This window comes from Pseudideonella sakaiensis (genome assembly GCF_048320135.1).
GTDB classification, from domain to species: Bacteria; Pseudomonadota; Gammaproteobacteria; order Burkholderiales; family Burkholderiaceae_C; genus Ideonella_A; species Ideonella_A sakaiensis_A.
Window position 1 is genome coordinate 4779420 of sequence record NZ_CP182947.1, and the last position, 16569, is coordinate 4795988.

12 protein-coding genes and 2 tRNA genes are annotated in these 16569 nt (G+C 66.1%); 6 read left to right on the forward strand and 8 right to left on the reverse strand.

All coding sequences use genetic code 11. The annotated features are described in order from the left end of the window. Window position 1: 1 nt before the first annotated feature. Entirely contained in the window at window positions 2–1096 is a 1095-nt protein-coding gene (hemH, locus tag ACNH6H_RS21945) for a ferrochelatase (protein WP_418320410.1), read from the reverse strand. Window positions 1097–1216: 120 nt separating this feature from the next. On the opposite strand from hemH, the gene ACNH6H_RS21950 reads away from it, so the two are divergent. Next, entirely contained in the window at window positions 1217–1915 is a 699-nt protein-coding gene (locus tag ACNH6H_RS21950) for an HAD family hydrolase (RefSeq protein WP_418320411.1), read from the forward strand. An 8-nt stretch (window positions 1916–1923) separates the two neighbouring features. Here the strand turns inward: ACNH6H_RS21950 and ACNH6H_RS21955 are convergent, their stop codons facing one another. The 7 genes from ACNH6H_RS21955 to argA form a co-directional block, all read right to left on the reverse strand. Beyond that, a complete protein-coding gene (locus ACNH6H_RS21955; protein ID WP_418320412.1) occupies window positions 1924–2919 on the reverse strand; it encodes an adenylate/guanylate cyclase domain-containing protein in 996 nt (331 codons plus the stop codon). Window positions 2920–3349: 430 nt separating this feature from the next. Then, a complete protein-coding gene (gene rpoD / locus ACNH6H_RS21960) occupies window positions 3350–5617 on the reverse strand; it encodes an RNA polymerase sigma factor RpoD (protein WP_418320413.1) in 2268 nt (755 codons plus the stop codon). A gap of 381 nt (window positions 5618–5998) precedes the next feature. Then, complete coding sequence (gene dnaG / locus ACNH6H_RS21965) at window positions 5999–7864, reverse strand: DNA primase (protein WP_418320414.1); 1866 nt, start codon at window positions 7862–7864, stop codon at window positions 5999–6001. Between the two features lie 152 nt (window positions 7865–8016). Further along, a complete protein-coding gene (locus ACNH6H_RS21970) occupies window positions 8017–8322 on the reverse strand; it encodes an H-NS family nucleoid-associated regulatory protein (protein WP_418320415.1) in 306 nt (101 codons plus the stop codon). Between the two features lie 92 nt (window positions 8323–8414). Then, window positions 8415–9500 carry a Fe(3+) ABC transporter substrate-binding protein gene (locus ACNH6H_RS21975; RefSeq protein WP_418320416.1) on the reverse strand — a complete coding sequence of 362 codons (1086 nt, stop codon included), beginning with the start codon at window positions 9498–9500 and terminating at the stop codon, window positions 8415–8417. Between the two features lie 152 nt (window positions 9501–9652). Continuing rightward, window positions 9653–9925, reverse strand: a complete 273-nt coding sequence (locus tag ACNH6H_RS21980) for an oxidative damage protection protein (protein WP_418320417.1) — start codon at window positions 9923–9925, stop codon at window positions 9653–9655. An 83-nt stretch (window positions 9926–10008) separates the two neighbouring features. After that, window positions 10009–11352, reverse strand: coding sequence for an amino-acid N-acetyltransferase (gene argA / locus ACNH6H_RS21985; protein WP_418320418.1), 1344 nt, complete (start codon window positions 11350–11352; stop codon window positions 10009–10011). Window positions 11353–11405: 53 nt separating this feature from the next. On the opposite strand from argA, the gene hrpA reads away from it, so the two are divergent. The 5 genes from hrpA (at window position 11406) to ACNH6H_RS22010 (ending at window position 16553) form a co-directional block, all read left to right on the forward strand. Then, the gene (gene hrpA, locus ACNH6H_RS21990) at window positions 11406–15398 is read left to right on the forward strand and encodes an ATP-dependent RNA helicase HrpA (protein WP_418320419.1); all 3993 of its coding nucleotides are present in this window, start codon (window positions 11406–11408) and stop codon (window positions 15396–15398) included. Window positions 15399–15488: 90 nt separating this feature from the next. Next, window positions 15489–15749 carry a GlsB/YeaQ/YmgE family stress response membrane protein gene (locus ACNH6H_RS21995; RefSeq protein WP_418320420.1) on the forward strand — a complete coding sequence of 87 codons (261 nt, stop codon included), beginning with the start codon at window positions 15489–15491 and terminating at the stop codon, window positions 15747–15749. Next, on the forward strand, window positions 15746–16318 hold the full coding sequence (locus ACNH6H_RS22000; RefSeq protein WP_418320421.1) for a hypothetical protein: 573 nt from the start codon (window positions 15746–15748) through the stop codon (window positions 16316–16318). Before ACNH6H_RS21995 ends, ACNH6H_RS22000 begins: the two co-directional genes overlap by 4 nt. 12 nt (window positions 16319–16330) lie before the next feature. After that, a tRNA-Pro gene (locus tag ACNH6H_RS22005) sits at window positions 16331–16407 on the forward strand. A 69-nt stretch (window positions 16408–16476) separates the two neighbouring features. After that, window positions 16477–16553, forward strand: a tRNA-Arg gene (locus ACNH6H_RS22010). Window positions 16554–16569: the final 16 nt, after the last annotated feature.

Genomic DNA, 16569 nt, shown 5'->3' on the forward strand with positions numbered 1-16569 from the left:
CTCAGGCTTCGGCGCCGAGTTCGATTGCCCGCGCGCGTTGCGCGGCAAGGGCCTGCGGATCGGCAGCGCTGCGGGTGTCCCAGCCCTGCAGGTGGGTCTGCGCGATGTCGGCCAGCGCGGCGATCCACTCGTGCTGGTCATTCAATGCCGGGATGTAGTGGAAGGTTTCGCCACCGGCGGCGAGGAAGGCGGTGCGTGCCTCGATCGCGATTTCCTCCAGCGTTTCCAGGCAGTCGGCGACGAAGCCGGGGCACATCACGTCGACCCGCTTGACGCCGCGCCTGGCCATTTCGACAAGGGTCGGCTCGGTATAGGGCTGCAGCCATTTCGCCTTGCCGAAGCGGCTCTGGAAGGTCACGACCAGATCATCCTTCGGAATGCCCAGCCGTTCGGCAACCAGCCGTGCGGTCTTCAGGCATTCGCAATGGTAGGGATCGCCGAGCAGCAGGTTGCGCTGCGGCAGGCCGTGAAAACTCATCACCAGCTTGTCCGGGCGGCCATGCTGGCCCCAGTGCGCGGTGATGCGCCGCGCGACCGCCGCGACATAGCCCGGATGGTCGTGGTAATGGTTGACGAAACGCAATTCGGGCAGACGGCGCGTGCGCAGCGCCCAGCGGGCCACCGAATCGAAGACGCTGGCGGTGGTGGTGGCCGAATACTGCGGGTACAGCGGCAGCACCAGCGCCCGCTCGACCCCTTCGGCTTTCAGTTCATCGAGCACCGAGGCGATCGACGGCTGGCCGTAGTTCATCGCGTAGCGGATCACCAGCCGGTGCCCGCGTTCGCCGAGGTAGCCGCGCAGCATCGTCGTCTGTTTTTCGGTCCAGACCTTCAGCGGCGAACCGTTGTCCATCCAGATGCTGGCGTATTTGCGCGCCGATTTGGCGGGCCGCACGCGCAGGATCACGCCGTGCAGGATCAGCCACCACAGCGGCCGCGGGATTTCGACGACCCTCCGGTCGCCGAGAAACTGCGCCAGGTAGCGGCGCAGTGCCGCAGCGGTCGGCGCATCGGGCGTGCCGAGGTTGCACAACAGCACCGCGGTCGCGGCGCCGGCCTGGCCATGTTCGAATCGGGGTTCGCTTGCGTAGGGCATGAAGGCAGGGCAGGTGGCAGGAGCTCCTTGCCTGCGCGGGTCGGGAAAGGCACGGGCATCGATTATCGAGCAGCCGACGTTGGGCAGCGCACGCCCGGCGCAGCACCGACAATCGATGCCATGCCTTACCAAGCGATCCGCGTGCTCAGTTTCGACCTCGACGACACCTTGTGGCCGGTCGCTCCGATGATCGCCGGCGCCGAGCTGGAACTGCGCCGCTGGCTGGAGCAGCATGCGCCGGCCACCGCGGCGGCGTTCGACGCGTTGCGCATGCGCAGCCTGCGGGCCGACATCGAACGTGAGCAGCCGACGCTGGCGCACGACCTCAGCGCGCTGCGGCTGCTGACGCTGCGGCGCGCGATCGAGATCGCCGGCGAACCGGCGCATCTGGCGCAACAGGCTTTCGACGTCTTTTTTGCCGCCCGCCAGCGGGTCGAGTTCTATCCGGACGTGATGCCGGCGCTGCAGCGGCTGGCGCAACGCTACCGGCTGGTCTCGCTGAGCAATGGCAACGCCGACCTGCACCATGTCGGTCTCGGCCACCTGTTTTGCGGCTCGGTCAGTGCGCGCGAGGTCGGCTGTGCCAAACCGGATCGCCGCATCTTCGATGCAGTGTGCGATCGGCTCGGCTGCGAGCCGTCGCAGGTGCTGCACATCGGCGACCATTTCGAGATGGACATCGCCGGCGCCCGCGCGGCCGGGCTGATGGCGATCTGGTTGCGCCGCCATGTCGATGGTTCCGCGCCGCCGGCGGACGCTGACGATCCGGCCGGCTGCATCGCCGACCTCGACGAACTGGTACAGCGGCTTGGCTGCTGATCGCGGCTTCAGGCGAGGGCGATGCCCGCGTCGGCCCTGACGGCCGACGCTGCCGCAGCAACGGGCTGTGCGCTGCCGCTGCGGTGCAGCACCTCGAAGCGGATCGCTGCCGCCGGCTCGTCGTTCGGTGAGCTGCCGAGGCCGATGCTGCCGCTGCCGTGCAGCGTGCAGCGGCCGCGACGCAGCGCAACGACCTCCGGATCGTGGTCGAAGCGCACATAGCTGCCATTGCAGCTGAGGTCGCTGAACAGCAGCGTCGCGCCATGCCAGTCGATGCGTGCATGCAGCCGCGACGCCCGTGCATCGTCGATGCGGCAGCTCGCCTGCGGACTGCGGCCGAGCATCAGCCGCGGCAGCGGTGGCGTGAACAACTGGTCGCGTCCCAGCCAGCTGAGCCGGATCGCCGGCGGCGCCGCGACGGGTTCGGCCGCCGCGAGGCGGGTCGCGGCAAAATCGCCGGCGCCGCGCGTCGCCATCAGCAGCACATGAACCGGTTCGGAGCGCCCGCGCAGCGGAATCTGGCTGAGGCTTCGAAAACGCCGTTGTGCCGATGGGCTCAGTGCGGCGACGACATCCTCGGTGACAAGAATCTCGTTGTCGCCTGCATGGTCGAGCAGCCGCGCGGCGACGTTGACGGCGTCACCGAAACAGTCGTTGTCCATTTCGACGACCTCGCCGCAGGCGAGCGCGACCTGCAGCTTCAGCCGAGGCCGTCGGCCGGGCAGGCCGGCACCTGCGGCACCGGCGCGCTGCGCGGGTTGCTGCAGCGCCTGCTGCATTGCCCGGGCGGCGCGCACTGCCGGCGTCGCAGCGGCAAAACTGGCCATCAGGCCGTCGCCCAGCGTCTTGATCACGGTGCCGCCGCACAACTCGACCGCCGCGCCGAGACTGGCGACACAACTGGTCACGACATGTGTGGCCTGGGTATTGCCCAGCCGCTCGAACAGGCCGGTGCTGCCGCGCAGGTCGGCAAACAGGACGGTTTTTTCAGCGAGGGTGGACATGCGTCAGGCAGCGGGGGAAAGCCTTCTATGACGCGATATCGGCAAATTCGTGAAGAAATGCAGGGGTTGGGAGATCAGACGCGATTTATTCGGTGTAGGAAACGCAACGGGCCCACCGTCGAGGTGGGCCCGTTGTGAGCGCAGTTTGTGGCTTCGCAGCAAATTGCGTCGCCGCCGCGCGGCGGCTCGCTGGCGTGAGCCACCTATCCGGCCAAGCTTTACAGGTGGCTGCGCAGCTTGTGCCGTGCCTCGCTGCGCGAGTCACGGCGCAAACTCCGTGCGGCCTGCTGCGCAGCCCGCACCGCCTTGCGGCGGCCCCGTACCAGTCCAACCTTACAGGTTGTCCAGGTACGTGCGGAGTTGTGGCTTCGCCGCAAACTGCGTCGCCGCTGCGCGGCGGGTCGCTCGCGACCCACGCATCCGGCCAACCTTACAGGTTGTCCAGATACGTCCGCAGTTTGTCCGACCTGCTGGGGTGTTTGAGTTTGCGGATCGCCTTGGCTTCGATCTGGCGGATACGTTCGCGGGTGACGTCGAACTGCTTGCCGACTTCTTCCAGCGTGTGGTCGGTGCTCATCTCGATGCCGAAGCGCATGCGCAGCACCTTGGCCTCGCGCGGCGTCAGGCTGTCGAGGATGTCCTTGACGACGTCGCGCAGGCCGGCCTGCATCGCGGCCTCGATCGGCGCGGTGTTGTTGGTGTCCTCGATGAAGTCGCCCAGATGCGAGTCGTCGTCGTCGCCGATCGGCGTCTCCATCGAGATCGGCTCCTTCGCGATCTTCATGATCTTGCGGATCTTGTCCTCGGGGATCTCCATCTTCTCGGCCAGCGTCGGCGCATCCGGCTCGAAGCCGAATTCCTGCAGGTGCTGGCGCGACAACCGATTCATCTTGTTGATCGTCTCGATCATGTGGACCGGGATGCGGATCGTGCGCGCCTGGTCGGCGATCGAGCGGGTGATCGCCTGGCGGATCCACCAGGTCGCATAGGTCGAGAATTTGTAGCCGCGGCGGTATTCGAACTTGTCAACCGCCTTCATCAGGCCGATGTTGCCTTCCTGGATCAGGTCGAGGAACTGCAGGCCGCGGTTGGTGTACTTCTTCGCGATCGAGATCACCAGCCGCAGGTTGGCCTCGATCATCTCCTTCTTCGCGTCGCGCGAGGCCTTTTCGCCTTCGTTCATCCGCTTGTTGATCGCCTTCAGGTCGGCCAGGGGCACGACGGCGCGGGCCTGCTGGTCGGCGAGCTTCTTCTGCAGTTCCTGGATCGGCGGCAGGTTGCGCGCCAGCACCGCGCTGTACGGCTTGCCGGCAGCGGCTTCCTTGTCGGCCCACTTCAGGTTCAGCGTATTCGGCGGGAAATTCTTGATGAAATAGTCCTGCGGCATGCCGCACTTGTCGACCAGGATCTTGCGCAGCTCGCGCTCGTAGCGGCGCACGTCGTCGACCTGCGAACGCAGGATCGCGCACAGCTTCTCGATCGTCTTGACCGTGAAGCGGATCGTCATCAACTCGTTGCTGATCGCGGCCTGGGCCTTTTCGTAGGTCGGCGACTTGTAGCCTTCCTTCTCGAACGCCTTGCGCATCTTGTCGAAATTGCTGCGCAGGTTGTCGAACTTGGCCAGCGCGGCGGTTTTCAGCTCCTCGAGCTTCTTCGTCAGCGCCTTGCTGCCGCCGTTGCCGTCGTCGTCGTCGTCCTCGTCGAAGAAGTCGACGTCCTCCTCGGCGACATAGTCGTCGGCCTCGTCTTCCGAGACGAAGCCGTCAACGACTTCGGAAATCTGCATCTCGCCGGCGGCGATGCGGTCGGCGTAGGTGAGGATTTCGGCGATCGTCGTCGGCGAGGCGCTGATCGCCAGCATCATCGCCTGCAAGCCGCCTTCGATGCGCTTGGCGATCTCGATCTCGCCTTCGCGGGTCAGCAGTTCGACCGTGCCCATCTCGCGCATGTACATGCGCACCGGGTCGGTGGTCCGGCCGAATTCGCTGTCGACCGTCGACAGCGCCGCCTCGGCGGCCTCTTCGGCCTCTTCCTCGGTCGCGGTGGTTGCGCCACCACCTGCGATCAGCAGCGTTGCCGCATCCGGCGCCTGCTCGTAGACAGCGATGCCCATGTCGTTGAGCATCGAGACGATCGCCTCGAGGATCTCGGCATCGACCAGTTTTTCGGGCAGGTGGTCGTTGATTTCCTGATGGGTCAGGAAACCCCGCGTCTTGCCCATCTTGATCAGCGTCTTCAGCTCCTGCCGGCGCTTGGCGACCTCTTCCTCGGTCAGCGCGGTCTCGTCGAGGCCGAATTCGCGCATCAGCGCGCGCTCCTTGGCGCGCGAGACCTTCATCCGCAGCGGCTTCAGCTTGGCCTTGGTCTCGTCGCTGGTATCGACGGCTTCGACTTCCGGTTCGGCCTCGGTCTCGGTCTCGAGATCCGATTCGACGTCGCTGAAGTCTTCATCGAGATCGCCTTTCGACGACTTGTCCGCAGCCTTGCCCTTGGCCGGGCGGCCACCCTTGGCAGCCGGCCCGGCAGCCTTGGCGGCAGGCTTCTTCGCGCTGGCCTTGGTGGCGGTCTTGGCGGCAGCCTTCGGCGCAGCCGCGGCTTTGCCGGCGGACTTGACCGCAGCCTTCGTGGCGACCGGCTTCGTCGTCTCTTCGGCGGGCGCGGATGCAGATGTTTTGGTGGCGCTTTTCTTCGCTGTCATGCGATTCCTTCGATATGCTTCAGGCAGAGTTGCAGCCGGACCCGGCGATGTGGCCGGGTCGCGCAAGGGCAAGCCGCCGGCGCGAAAGCCGGGCAGAAAAATGCCGTTGCGGAGCGGGCAAGCAGGCGATTGACCGAAACGGCCTGACAGTCCTTGCGGGTAGAGGTTGGCCTTGGAGGGGACCCTGTTTCAAAGGGTGGCCGGGGCCCGGAGGTACTGATGTCACTCTTTGCTGCTGCTTCTTGCCGCGCCTAGCGAACCGAGCATTATCGTTGATTCGACCCGGTTCGTCAAAAGATTGCGGCCAAAGGCATGTGACCCGGCCTCCGATCGTGGCCCCTCGGGGAAGGCGTCGTGCGCCATTGAGGTCGGCTGCCGCGTTCATCCGGCCTCCGGCGATGCCAGCGCCTTCAGCAGCGCCTTGCGGCGCAGATCGAGCTCCTGCCATTGCGATCGCGCGGCGGCGTCCGACGAGATCCGGCCGATCAGCTCGTTCTGTCGCTCGCGCAACTGCTCGATCCGCAGGCCATCGAGCACGCGGCGCAAGTCGCTGAACGACAACTCGTCTTCGAGCGCAGCCCGCGGCACCGTCGCGACCTCGGGCAGCGGCGGATCGGCGGCGGCCTGCGCCTGTTCGAGCTCGGCCCAGCTCATCGGGCCGTGTTCGGCAATCTGCCGTTCCAGCCACGCGATCACCTCGCCGTGGGGTGCCGGCATCGCATGCAGCAGGTCGTGGTCATCGGCCGGCAACTGCTCCCACCAGTCACTGTGCAGCATCAGCATCCGGATCGCCTGATCGGCCGGGCTGCTTGGTGGCCGCCGCGACGCCAGCCGGCCCGGGCTCGGCGCACGCGTTCTCGGCGCCTGCGCGGCAGCCGGTCTTGCAACTGCGCTGTCGCGGGAGACGGGCGCGCGGCTGGCGCCGCGCGGCGCCGTCTGGCCACGCCACAACTCGGCCAGTTCGGCGGCTTCGAGGCCGCCGATCGAAGCGATTTCGCGCAGCAGCTGGCGCTGCAGCGATCCGTCGGGCAGCGCTGTCCACAGCGGGCGCGCCATCGCGACAAATTTTGCCCTGCCCTCTGCACTGCCGAGGTCGCAGCCTTCCTTCGCGACTTCTAGCAATTGTTTCGACAGCGGTGTGGCCGATTCGATGCAGCGCTGGAAGGCCTCGGCGCCGAGTTCGCGGACATACGAATCCGGATCATGTTCGGTCGGCAGGAACAGGAAGCGGATGCTGCGGGTATCGGTGGCGTGCGGCAGCGCCGCCTCGAGCGCGCGGCCGGCGGCGCGCCGGCCGGCCGCGTCGCCATCAAAACTGAAGACCACCGAATCAGTAAAACGCAGCAGTTTGCTGACATGTTCGGCGGTACATGCCGTGCCGAGCGTTGCCACCGCATTCGCGAATCCGGACTGCGCCAGCGCAACCACGTCCATATAACCTTCGACTACCAGTGCATATCCGCGCTGCCGCATTGCCGTTCTGGCCTCATGCAGGCCATAAAGCTCACGTCCCTTGCTGAATATCGGCGTTTCCGGTGAATTGAGGTATTTCGGCTCGCCCTGGCCTAGCACCCGGCCGCCGAATCCGATCACCTCACCGCGCACCGAGCGGATCGGAAACATGATTCGATCGCGAAAGCGGTCATAGCGCTTGCGGTCCGACTCGTCGGTGGTATCGCCCGCCTGCACGATCACCATGCCGCTTTCCTCGAGCAGCGGATCGTCATAACTCGGGAAAATGCTGGCCAGGCTGCGCCAGCCGGGCGGCGCAAAGCCAAGACCGAACCGTGCGGCGATTTCGCCGGTCAGGCCGCGCGATTTCAGGTAATCGATCGCCACGGTCGATGATTTCAGTTCGCGCCGATAGTGATCGGCGGCCCTGCGCAACACGTCGCTGAGGCTGGACTGGCGCGCCTGCTGCGCATCGGCCTGCTGGCGATCGGCCGGCGTTCGTTCATCCTGCGGCACCGTCATGCCGGCCTGCTGCGCCAGATCCTCGACCGCCTCGACAAAACCCATTCCGAGGTGGGCGCAGAGGAAGCCGATCGCATTGCCGCTGGCGCCGCAGCCGAAGCAGTAATAGAACTGCTTGCTCGGGCTGACCGAAAAACTCGGTGACTTCTCGCCATGGAACGGGCACAGGCCCATCAGGTTCGCGCCGCCCTTGCGCAATTGCACATGGCGGCCGACAACCTCGACGATGTCGATCCGGCTCAACAGGTCCTGGACGAATGACGGCGGAATCACGGGATGGAGTCTACGGCGGCCGCCGCCGCCGGCCGGCCGAGTGGTGAATGTGATCCGGCAAAAGAAAACGCCGCCCGCAGGCGGCGTCCGCTTCGCAGAAGGCGGGGATCAGTGCAGCACCAGCGTGCTGCGGATCCGCTGCAGCCGTGCAGTCAAAGCGCGAATTCCTCGATCTTGCGCCCCGAGGCCAACGCCGCCTTCAGCCATTTCGGCTGCAGGCCACGTCCGCTCCAGGTTTCGCCGGTGGCGGCATTGCGGTATTTGGCGGCGACCTTGCCGCCGCTCGACCCGCCGCGCGACGAGCCCGTCTTGCCACTGATATCGGCCAGTGTCAGACCCTGTTCGGCCATCAATGCCTTCACCTTGGCAATCGCGTCGGCGCGTTCATGGCGCCGCGTCGCCTCGATCTGGCGTTCCAGTTCGGCTTTCTGGTCAAGCAATTGCTGCAACGATGGCATCGCGATTCCTTTACGGTAGTTCGTCAGTTTGCGCGGGATAACTCCCGGGGACGCATATTATACGAACAGCCGGCGAAGGTCGACCGCCAACATCATTTATAGCCGACGCGATCGAGGATCTGCTGAACCTTGGTCTGATTACGGCCGGCGAACTTGACCGGAATGGTTTCCGATTTGAACTCGCCCAGCGCGGCCAGCGCCGGGTTCGATACCTTGACACGAGCAACCACCGGCCATTCATTGTTGCCGTCGGCAAAATAAATCTGCGCCTGGTCGCTCGCGAGATATTCGACGAACTTGACCGCATTGTCGCGGTTGGGCGAATGTTTGGCGACCGCTGCGCCGGCAATATTGACGTGGGTGCCGAAGCTTTGCTGGTTCGGGAATACCACGCCGATCTTGTCGATCACCGCGCGGTCTTCCGGCTTGTTCGAGCGCATCAGGCGCGCCAGGTAATAACTGTTGGTCAGCGCGATCTGGCACTCACCGCTGGCGACCGCCTTGATCTGGTCGGTATCGCCGCCTTTCGGATCACGCGCCATGTTGGCGACCAGGCCCTTCAACCAGCTTTCGACCCCGGCCTCGCCGAGGTGCTCCATCATCGAGCCGAACAGCGACAGGTTGTACGGATGCGAGCCCGAACGGGTGCACAGCTTGCCCTTGTGTTTGGGATCGGCCAGGCTCTCGTAGGTCGACACGTTTGCCTTGTTGACGGTCGCCTTGTTGTAGACGATGACCCGCGCCCGCGTCGACAAGCCGAACCAGGCGATGCCCTCGGCGGTCTGGTCGCCGCGCAGCGTCGCCGGGATCCGGCTCTCCAGCAGTGTCGACTTGATCGGCTGGAACAGGCCGGTGGTTTCGGCACGCCACAGCCGCGACGCGTCGACCAGCAGGATCACGTCGGCCGGGCTGGCCGAGCCCTCGCTCTGCAAGCGGGTCAGGATGCCGGCATCGTCGGCATCGACACGGTTGATCTTGATGCCGGTTGCCTTCGTGAAATCGGCGTAAAGCGCCTCGTCGGTCTGGTAGTGCCGTGCCGAGTACAGGTTCAGCACTTTCTGCTGCGCATGGGCCGACAACGGCAATGCGGCCGCCAGGCTCAGTGCGGCAACAGCGACGCGCCGGGAAATGCCCGAGCGGGCGGCCGAGGGCGAGGCGGGGCGGAAAAACAGTCGCATGGAGCAGTCCCTTCAGTCAATGAATGGCCGCAGTATATACAAATGCGAATCATTCTTGATACGACTGTGGGGTCGGATCGCTGTTGCCGCGCCGGGGTCGCGGCGCTGGTGGTTGGTGCCAGGGCGGCAGCGCTGCGCCGCTGAGGCGGCCGTCAGTTGCTCGGCGGGACGTAACCGGCCGGCTGCTCGGCGCCGCCGCCGAAAAAGAAGTTCTCCATCTGCCGCGCGAGGTATTGGCGTGCGCGCTGGTCGGCGAGATTCAGGCGGTTTTCGTTGACCAGCATCGTCTGGTGCTTCATCCAGGCCTGCCAGGCCTCCTTGCTGACTTCGGCATAGATGCGTTTGCCGAGTTCACCTGGGTAGGGTGCGAAGTCGAGTCCTTCGGCTTCCTTCTTCAGATAGACGCATTGGACGGTACGGGCCATGGTTTGCTCCTTGATGACGGGTGGTGCGCGCCGCGCTTGCGCGGCGCATCGTGAAGAGGCGGCCCTTTGTGGCGGGCCTATGCTCACGGATTGAGTTTCTTGACCAGCACGACGCTGCGCCGGTCCCAGTTGTATTTTCGTTTGCGCGCTTCGGGCAGCCACTGCGCATCAACGGGCGCGAAGCCGCGCTTGATGAACCAGTGCATGGTTCGGGTCGTCAGCACGAAGATGCTTTCGAGCCCGGCAGCCTTCGCGCGCTGCTCGATGCGCTTCAGGATGCGGTCGCCGTCGCCCTGGCCCTGCACGTGGGCCGACACTGTCAGCGCCGCCATCTCGCCGGTTCTCGCTTCCGGATAGGCGTAAAGCGCGGCGCAGCCGAAGATCACGCCGTCGTGTTCGATCACCGTATAAAAGCCGATGTCGCGCTCGATCTCGGTGCGGTCGCGCTTGACCAGCGTGCCGTCGCGCTCGAACGGCTCGATCAGCTGCAGGATGCCGCCGATGTCGTCGGGGCCGGCCTCGCGCAGGCTCTCGAGTTTTTCGTCGATGATCATCGTGCCGATGCCGTCGTGCGTGAACGATTCGATCAGCACCGAGCCGTCGACCGAAAACGGCACGATGTGCACCCGGTCGACGCCGTTCTCACAAGCCTTCACCGCATGCTGCAGGTAGAACGCGGTATCGGTCGGCTGCACCGGGTTCGGCAGCGAGGCGAGCAGCTTGCGCGCGTCGGCCAGCGTCAGTTCCTGGTCGATGTCGCTGGCCGGATCGGCGGGATCGAGCGGTATGCCGCGGACCTCTGTCACATAAATCAGCTTGTCAGCCTGCAATGCCGATGCCGCGCTGGCCGCGACATCCTCCATGCTGAGGTTGAAGGCCTCGCCGGTCGGCGAAAAGCCGAACGGCGACAGCAGCACCAGTGCCCCGAATTCGACCGCGCGGCGGATGCCTTGCGCATCTACCTTGCGCACCAGCCCGGTATGCTGGAAATCGACGCCGTCGACGATGCCGACCGGGCGCGCGGTGATGAAATTGCCGGAGACGACGCGGATCTGGCTGCCTGCCATCGGCGTATTCGGCAGCCCTTGCGAAAACGCCGCCTCGATTTCGTAGCGCAACTGGCCGGCGGCTTCTTGCGCGCAATCGAGCGCCAGCGCATCGGTGATCCGCATGCCGTGGCTGAATTTCCAGTTGCCGCCCTTCGCGACCAGCTGCTCCTGCACCTGCGGGCGAAAACCGTGCACCAGCACGACCTTGATGCCCATCGCATGGATCAGCGCCAGGTCCTGCGCAAAGGAGGCCAGCTTGCCCGCCTCGACCAGTTCTCCGGCGATCGCGACGACGAAGGTCTTGCCGCGATGGGCGTGGATATACGGCGCCACCGACCGGAACCACGGAACGAAGGTGTGCGGGAATACCAGGCTCATCGTGGCGGCGCAGGGGGCATTTGGAATAATCGCTGATTTTGCACGAAGCATCCATGGGCCTCCCCGGTGACGGCAACGGCGAATCCGCCCCTCGCCGCGGCGCACGCGGCAGGGCCGCGACAACTGATCGGCCGCGCCAAGCCGCGCGGAGCGATCGGCCGCAGCCGCTCGCCAATCCGCTGCCGCCGATCACCTTCCCCGAAGCCTTGCCGGTTTCGGCGCGGCGCGACGAGATCGCCGAGGCGATCAAGGCCCACCAGGTCGTCATCGTCAGCGGCGAGACCGGATCGGGCAAGACGACCCAGCTGCCGAAGATTGCGCTGGCGCTGGGGCGCGGTCGCGGCGCCGGCGGCAAGGGGCTGATCGGCCACACCCAGCCGCGCCGGATTGCCGCATCGAGTGTCGCGAAACGCATCTCGCAGGAGCTGAATTCGCCGCTCGGCGAACATGTCGGCTTCAAGGTCCGGTTCCAGGACCGGCTGTCACCCGGCGCCAGCGTCAAGCTGATGACCGACGGCATCCTGCTCGCCGAGTCGCAGACCGACCCGCTGCTGCGTGCCTACGACACGCTGATCATCGACGAGGCGCACGAACGCAGCCTGAACATCGATTTTCTGCTCGGCCACCTGCGGCAGATCCTGCCGCGCCGGCCCGATCTGAAGGTGATCGTGACCTCGGCGACGATCGATGCCGAACGGTTTGCGCGTCATTTCGCATCGGCCGCGCCGGCCGGGTCGGATCAGCCGACACCGGCGCCAGTGATCCAGGTCTCCGGCCGGATGTTTCCAGTCGAGCAGCGCTACCGGCCGTTCGAGGAAAGCCGCGAATACGGCCTGAACGATGCGATCGTCGATGCGGTTGATGAGTTGTGGCGCGGCAGCGCGCAAGGCGGCGACGTGCTGGTGTTTCTGCCCGGCGAGCGCGAGATCCGCGACGCCGCCGAAGCGCTGCGCAAGCACCATCCACCGGGTGTCGATGTGCTGCCGTTGTTTGCGCGGCTGAGCCAGGCCGAGCAGGACCGCATCTTCGAGCCGCATGCGGCGCGACGCATCGTGCTCGCGACCAACGTCGCCGAAACCTCGCTGACGGTGCCCGGTATCCAATATGTGATCGACGCCGGCACCGCACGCGTCAAGCGCTACAGCTACCGCAACAAGGTCGAGCAGCTGCAGATCGAGCCGATCAGCCAGGCGGCGGCGAATCAGCGCGCCGGCCGCTGCGGCCGGGTCTCGAACGGCATCTGCATTCGCCTCTATGACGAAAAGGAGTTTGCCGAGCGGCCGCGTTATACCGATCCGGAGATCCTGCGCTCGTCGCTGGCCGGCGTGATCCTGCGGATGAAATCGCTCGGGCTCGGCACCGTCGAGGATTTTCCGTTCCTCGAGCCGCCGCCGCGGCGCGCGATTGCCGACGGCTACCAGCTGCTGAACGAGCTCGGCGCAGTCGACGAGCAGAACGAGCTGACCGCGATGGGCCGCGAACTGGCGCGCCTGCCGCTCGATCCGCGGGTCGGCCGGATGATCCTCGAAGCCCGCCAGCGTGAGGCGCTGACCGAGGTGCTGGTGATCGCCAGCGCGATGAGCCTGCAGGACGTGCGCGACCGCCCGCTCGAACAGCAGCAGTCGGCCGATGCCGCACACCGCAAGTTCGACGACGAGCGCTCCGAGTTCAGCGGCACGATCCGCTTGTGGAACTGGCTCGAATCGCTGCGCCATGGGGCGGCGACGACCGACAAGCCGGGAGCGGCCACAGCGCCGCGCCTGTCGCACCGCAAGCAGGAACAGCTGCTGCGCGACAACTTCATCTCGCCGCGCCGCGTGCGCGAATGGCGCGATATCCATTCGCAGCTGCACACGGTGGTCGCCGAACATGGCTGGCGGCTGAACAAGGCGCCGGCAACCTATGAGCAGCTGCACCTGTCATTGCTCGCCGGCCTGCTCGGCAACATCGGCAACAAGAGCGACGACGAGGAGTGGTACCTCGGCGCGCGCGGCATCCGCTTCTACCGCCACCCCGGCGCCAACCTGAGCAAGAAGCCGGGGCGCTGGATCGTTGCCGGCGAACTGGTCGAAACCAGCCGGCTGTACGGCCGCAACCTCGCGAACATCGACCCGGCGTGGCTGCCGACGGTTGCCGGCCATCTGATCAAGACCCAGCTGCTCGATCCGCACTGGGAAAAGAAGGCCGCCGAGGTGATCGCGTTCGAACGCGCGACGTTGTACGGCATCGTCATCTACAACCAGCGGCGGGTCAATTTCGGCCAGGTCGACCCGGCCGCGGCGCGCGAGATCTTCATCCGCGAGGCGCTGGTCGGCAACGAATGGGAAACCCGGCTGCCGTTCCTCGCCGCGAACCGCAAGCTGATCGCGCAGGTCGAGGATCTGGAACACAAGTCGCGGCGCCAGGACGTGCTGGTCGACGACGAGCTGATCTACGCCTTCTACGATTCGCTGCTGCCGGCCGATGTGCACAGCGGTGCGACGCTGGAACGCTGGTACCGCGAGGAAAGCCGGCGCCAGCCGCGGCTGCTGATGCTGACCCGCGACGAGCTGATGCGCCACGAGGCCGCCGGCATCACGACCGCGGCCTTTCCGAAGGTGCTGCGGCTTGGCGGCGTCGATTGCAGCGCCAGTTATCTGCACGAACCGGGCGATCCGCGCGATGGCGTGACCGTCACGGTGCCGATTTTTGCGTTGAACCAGGTCAGCGAGGAGCGCTGCGAATGGCTGGTGCCCGGCATGCTGAAGGACAAGGTGCTGGCGCTGGTGAAAAGCCTGCATCAACGGCCGCGTTCGCGGCTGGTGCCGTTGCCCGACTATGCAGAATCGTTTGTCGCCGCGGTGCGAGAGCGTGGTGAATTCGGCAGCGGCAGCCTGCTCGATGTGCTGCTCGACGACGTGCGCAAGCGCACCCAGCTCGATGTGAAGCGCGCAGATTTCAAGCTCGAGACGGTGCCGGCGCATCTGTTCATGAATTTTCGCGTCGTCGACGAACATGGCCGACAGCTTGGCAGCGGGCGCAACCTCGCCGCGTTGAAGGCGCAATGGGGCGGCCAGGCGCGCTCGGCCTTCCAGGCGTTGGCGAAGCTGAAGACGGCGCCGGCGCCCGCGCCACAGCCCTCGGCCCAGGCGGCCGCGCGCCAGGCGCCGACACGAACGCCGGCAGCAGCCAGCACCGCGCCGGCGGCTGCGCCGGCATCGACGCCTTATACCGACTGGAGCTTCGGTGAGCTGCCCGAGCTGCTCGAGGTTCGCCGTGGCACCCAGAGCCTGGTCGGCTTTCCGGCGCTGATCGACCGCGGCAGCCATGTCGAGATCGAGGTCTTCGACGAACCCGACGTCGCGGCACGCAAGCACCGCGCCGGCTTGCGCCGGCTGGTTGCGCTGCAGCTGAAGGACGCGCTGAAATACCTCGAGAAGAACATCCCTGACCTGGTCGGCCTGTCGGTGATGTACATGCCGCTCGGCACCGCCGAGGAGTTGCGAGCGCAGATCGTCGAACTGGCGCTCGACCGCGCCTTTCTGGCCGACCCGCTGCCGACCGATGCGGAGTCGTTCCGGCGCCGCATCGACGAGGGGCGCAGCCGGCTCAACCTGATCGCCAGCGAAGTCGCGCGCAGCGCCGGCCAGGTGCTGATCGACTATGCCGCCGCGGTGCGCAAGTTGCGCGATTCGAAGGCTCCCCGCGAGGTGGCCGACGATGTCACCGCGCAACTGGCGCGCCTGATGCCGAAGCGTTTCCTGGTCGAGACGCCGTGGCCGCAACTGGCGCATCTGCCGCGTTATCTGAAGGCGATCACGATGCGGCTCGACAAGCTGCGCAGCGACCCGGCGCGCGACCAGCAGCGGCTGGCCGAACTGCGGCCTGCCGAACAGCGTTATCTGCGCTTGCTCGCCGATCGCAAGGGTGTTGTCGACCCGCGGCTCGACGAATACCGCTGGATGCTCGAAGAGTTGCGGGTCAGCCTGTTTGCGCAGGAACTGCGGACGCCGCAACCGGTCAGCCTGAAGCGGCTCGACAAGGCCTGGAGCCAGCTGTTGCATTGACGCGCTGGCAGCCTCGACTGGGGCTGCGACCATCGGCTACATTGGGCCAACCGCCGGGTCAGGGGCACCGGCGGACTTACTGGAGCATCCATGGGCATCATCGGCATGATCGTGATCGGCTTCATCGTCGGACTGGTCGCCCGCGCGATCCTGCCAGGGACCCAGGCACTGGGCTTCATCCTGACCACGCTGCTCGGCATCGTCGGCTCCTTCATCGCCGGATTTCTCGGCCAGACCTTCGGCCTGTATCGGGCAGGCGAGGGCGCCGGTTTTGTCGGCTCGGTGCTCGGCGCGATGCTGCTGCTGTTCATCGTCGGCAAGATCAAGGGCGACGGAGGCGGCAAGCCGTGAAGTCGGCATCCGGCACCGGGCAGGAATGGGTCGTGGTGCCGGGCAACGAGCGCGACATCGAGGCGATCTCGCGCCGCTGCCGGCAACTCGTGACACGCCGCGCGATGATTGCCGCCGGGGTCGCGGTGCTGCCGGTGCCGGGCCTCGACTGGCTGACCGACGTCGGCATCCTCGTCAAGCTGATCCCCGAGATCAACGAAGCCTTCGGCCTCAGCCCGCAGCAGATCGAACGCCTCGCACCGGAGCGGCAACTGGCGGTGTTCAAGGCGGCGTCGGCCGGAGGCAGCCTGCTGGTCGGCAAGCTGGTCAGCCGCGACCTGATCATCCGCGTGCTGAAGCTGGTCGGCGTCCGCCTGACCGCGCAACAGGCGGCCAAATATGTGCCACTCGCCGGCCAGGCGGTTTCCGCCGCGTTGACGTTCTCTGCGCTGAAACTGGTCTGCGACATGCACATCCGGCAATGTGCGGCGGTCGCGCGCGAGTTGCTGCTGGCAGCGCCGCAGCCCGCTGCCGCCACGCCGGCTGAAGATTCTCCGGCCGACGGCAGGCGCGGCGCCAAGCCCGGGTAGAATGCGCGACTTCGGGGCGTAGCGCAGCCTGGTAGCGCAACTGGTTTGGGACCAGTAGGTCGCGAGTTCGAATCCCGCCGCCCCGACCACAAACAGGATTCGCCCGCCGCATGGCTTCGGCGATGGTGCCGCAGGCCATGCGGCCAGCCGCATCCATACAGCCCGTAGCTCAACTGGATAGAGCACCGACCTTCTAAGTCGGATGTCGGGGGTTCGAGTCCCTCCGGGCTGGCCAACCACCGGTCCTGCTC

Coding starts and splice junctions, on each gene's coding strand:
- rpoD (WP_418320413.1), bottom strand. CDS start 5,617: ATGACAGCGAAGAAAAGCGCCACCAAAACATCTGCATCCGCGCCCGCC.
- ACNH6H_RS21975 (WP_418320416.1), bottom strand. CDS start 9,500: ATGCGACTGTTTTTCCGCCCCGCCTCGCCCTCGGCCGCCCGCTCGGGC.
- ACNH6H_RS21950 (WP_418320411.1), top strand. CDS start 1,217: ATGCCTTACCAAGCGATCCGCGTGCTCAGTTTCGACCTCGACGACACC.
- hrpA (WP_418320419.1), top strand. CDS start 11,406: ATGGGCCTCCCCGGTGACGGCAACGGCGAATCCGCCCCTCGCCGCGGC.
- argA (WP_418320418.1), bottom strand. CDS start 11,352: ATGAGCCTGGTATTCCCGCACACCTTCGTTCCGTGGTTCCGGTCGGTG.
- hemH (WP_418320410.1), bottom strand. CDS start 1,096: ATGCCCTACGCAAGCGAACCCCGATTCGAACATGGCCAGGCCGGCGCC.
- ACNH6H_RS21970 (WP_418320415.1), bottom strand. CDS start 8,322: ATGCCATCGTTGCAGCAATTGCTTGACCAGAAAGCCGAACTGGAACGC.
- ACNH6H_RS21995 (WP_418320420.1), top strand. CDS start 15,489: ATGGGCATCATCGGCATGATCGTGATCGGCTTCATCGTCGGACTGGTC.
- ACNH6H_RS21955 (WP_418320412.1), bottom strand. CDS start 2,919: ATGTCCACCCTCGCTGAAAAAACCGTCCTGTTTGCCGACCTGCGCGGC.
- ACNH6H_RS21980 (WP_418320417.1), bottom strand. CDS start 9,925: ATGGCCCGTACCGTCCAATGCGTCTATCTGAAGAAGGAAGCCGAAGGA.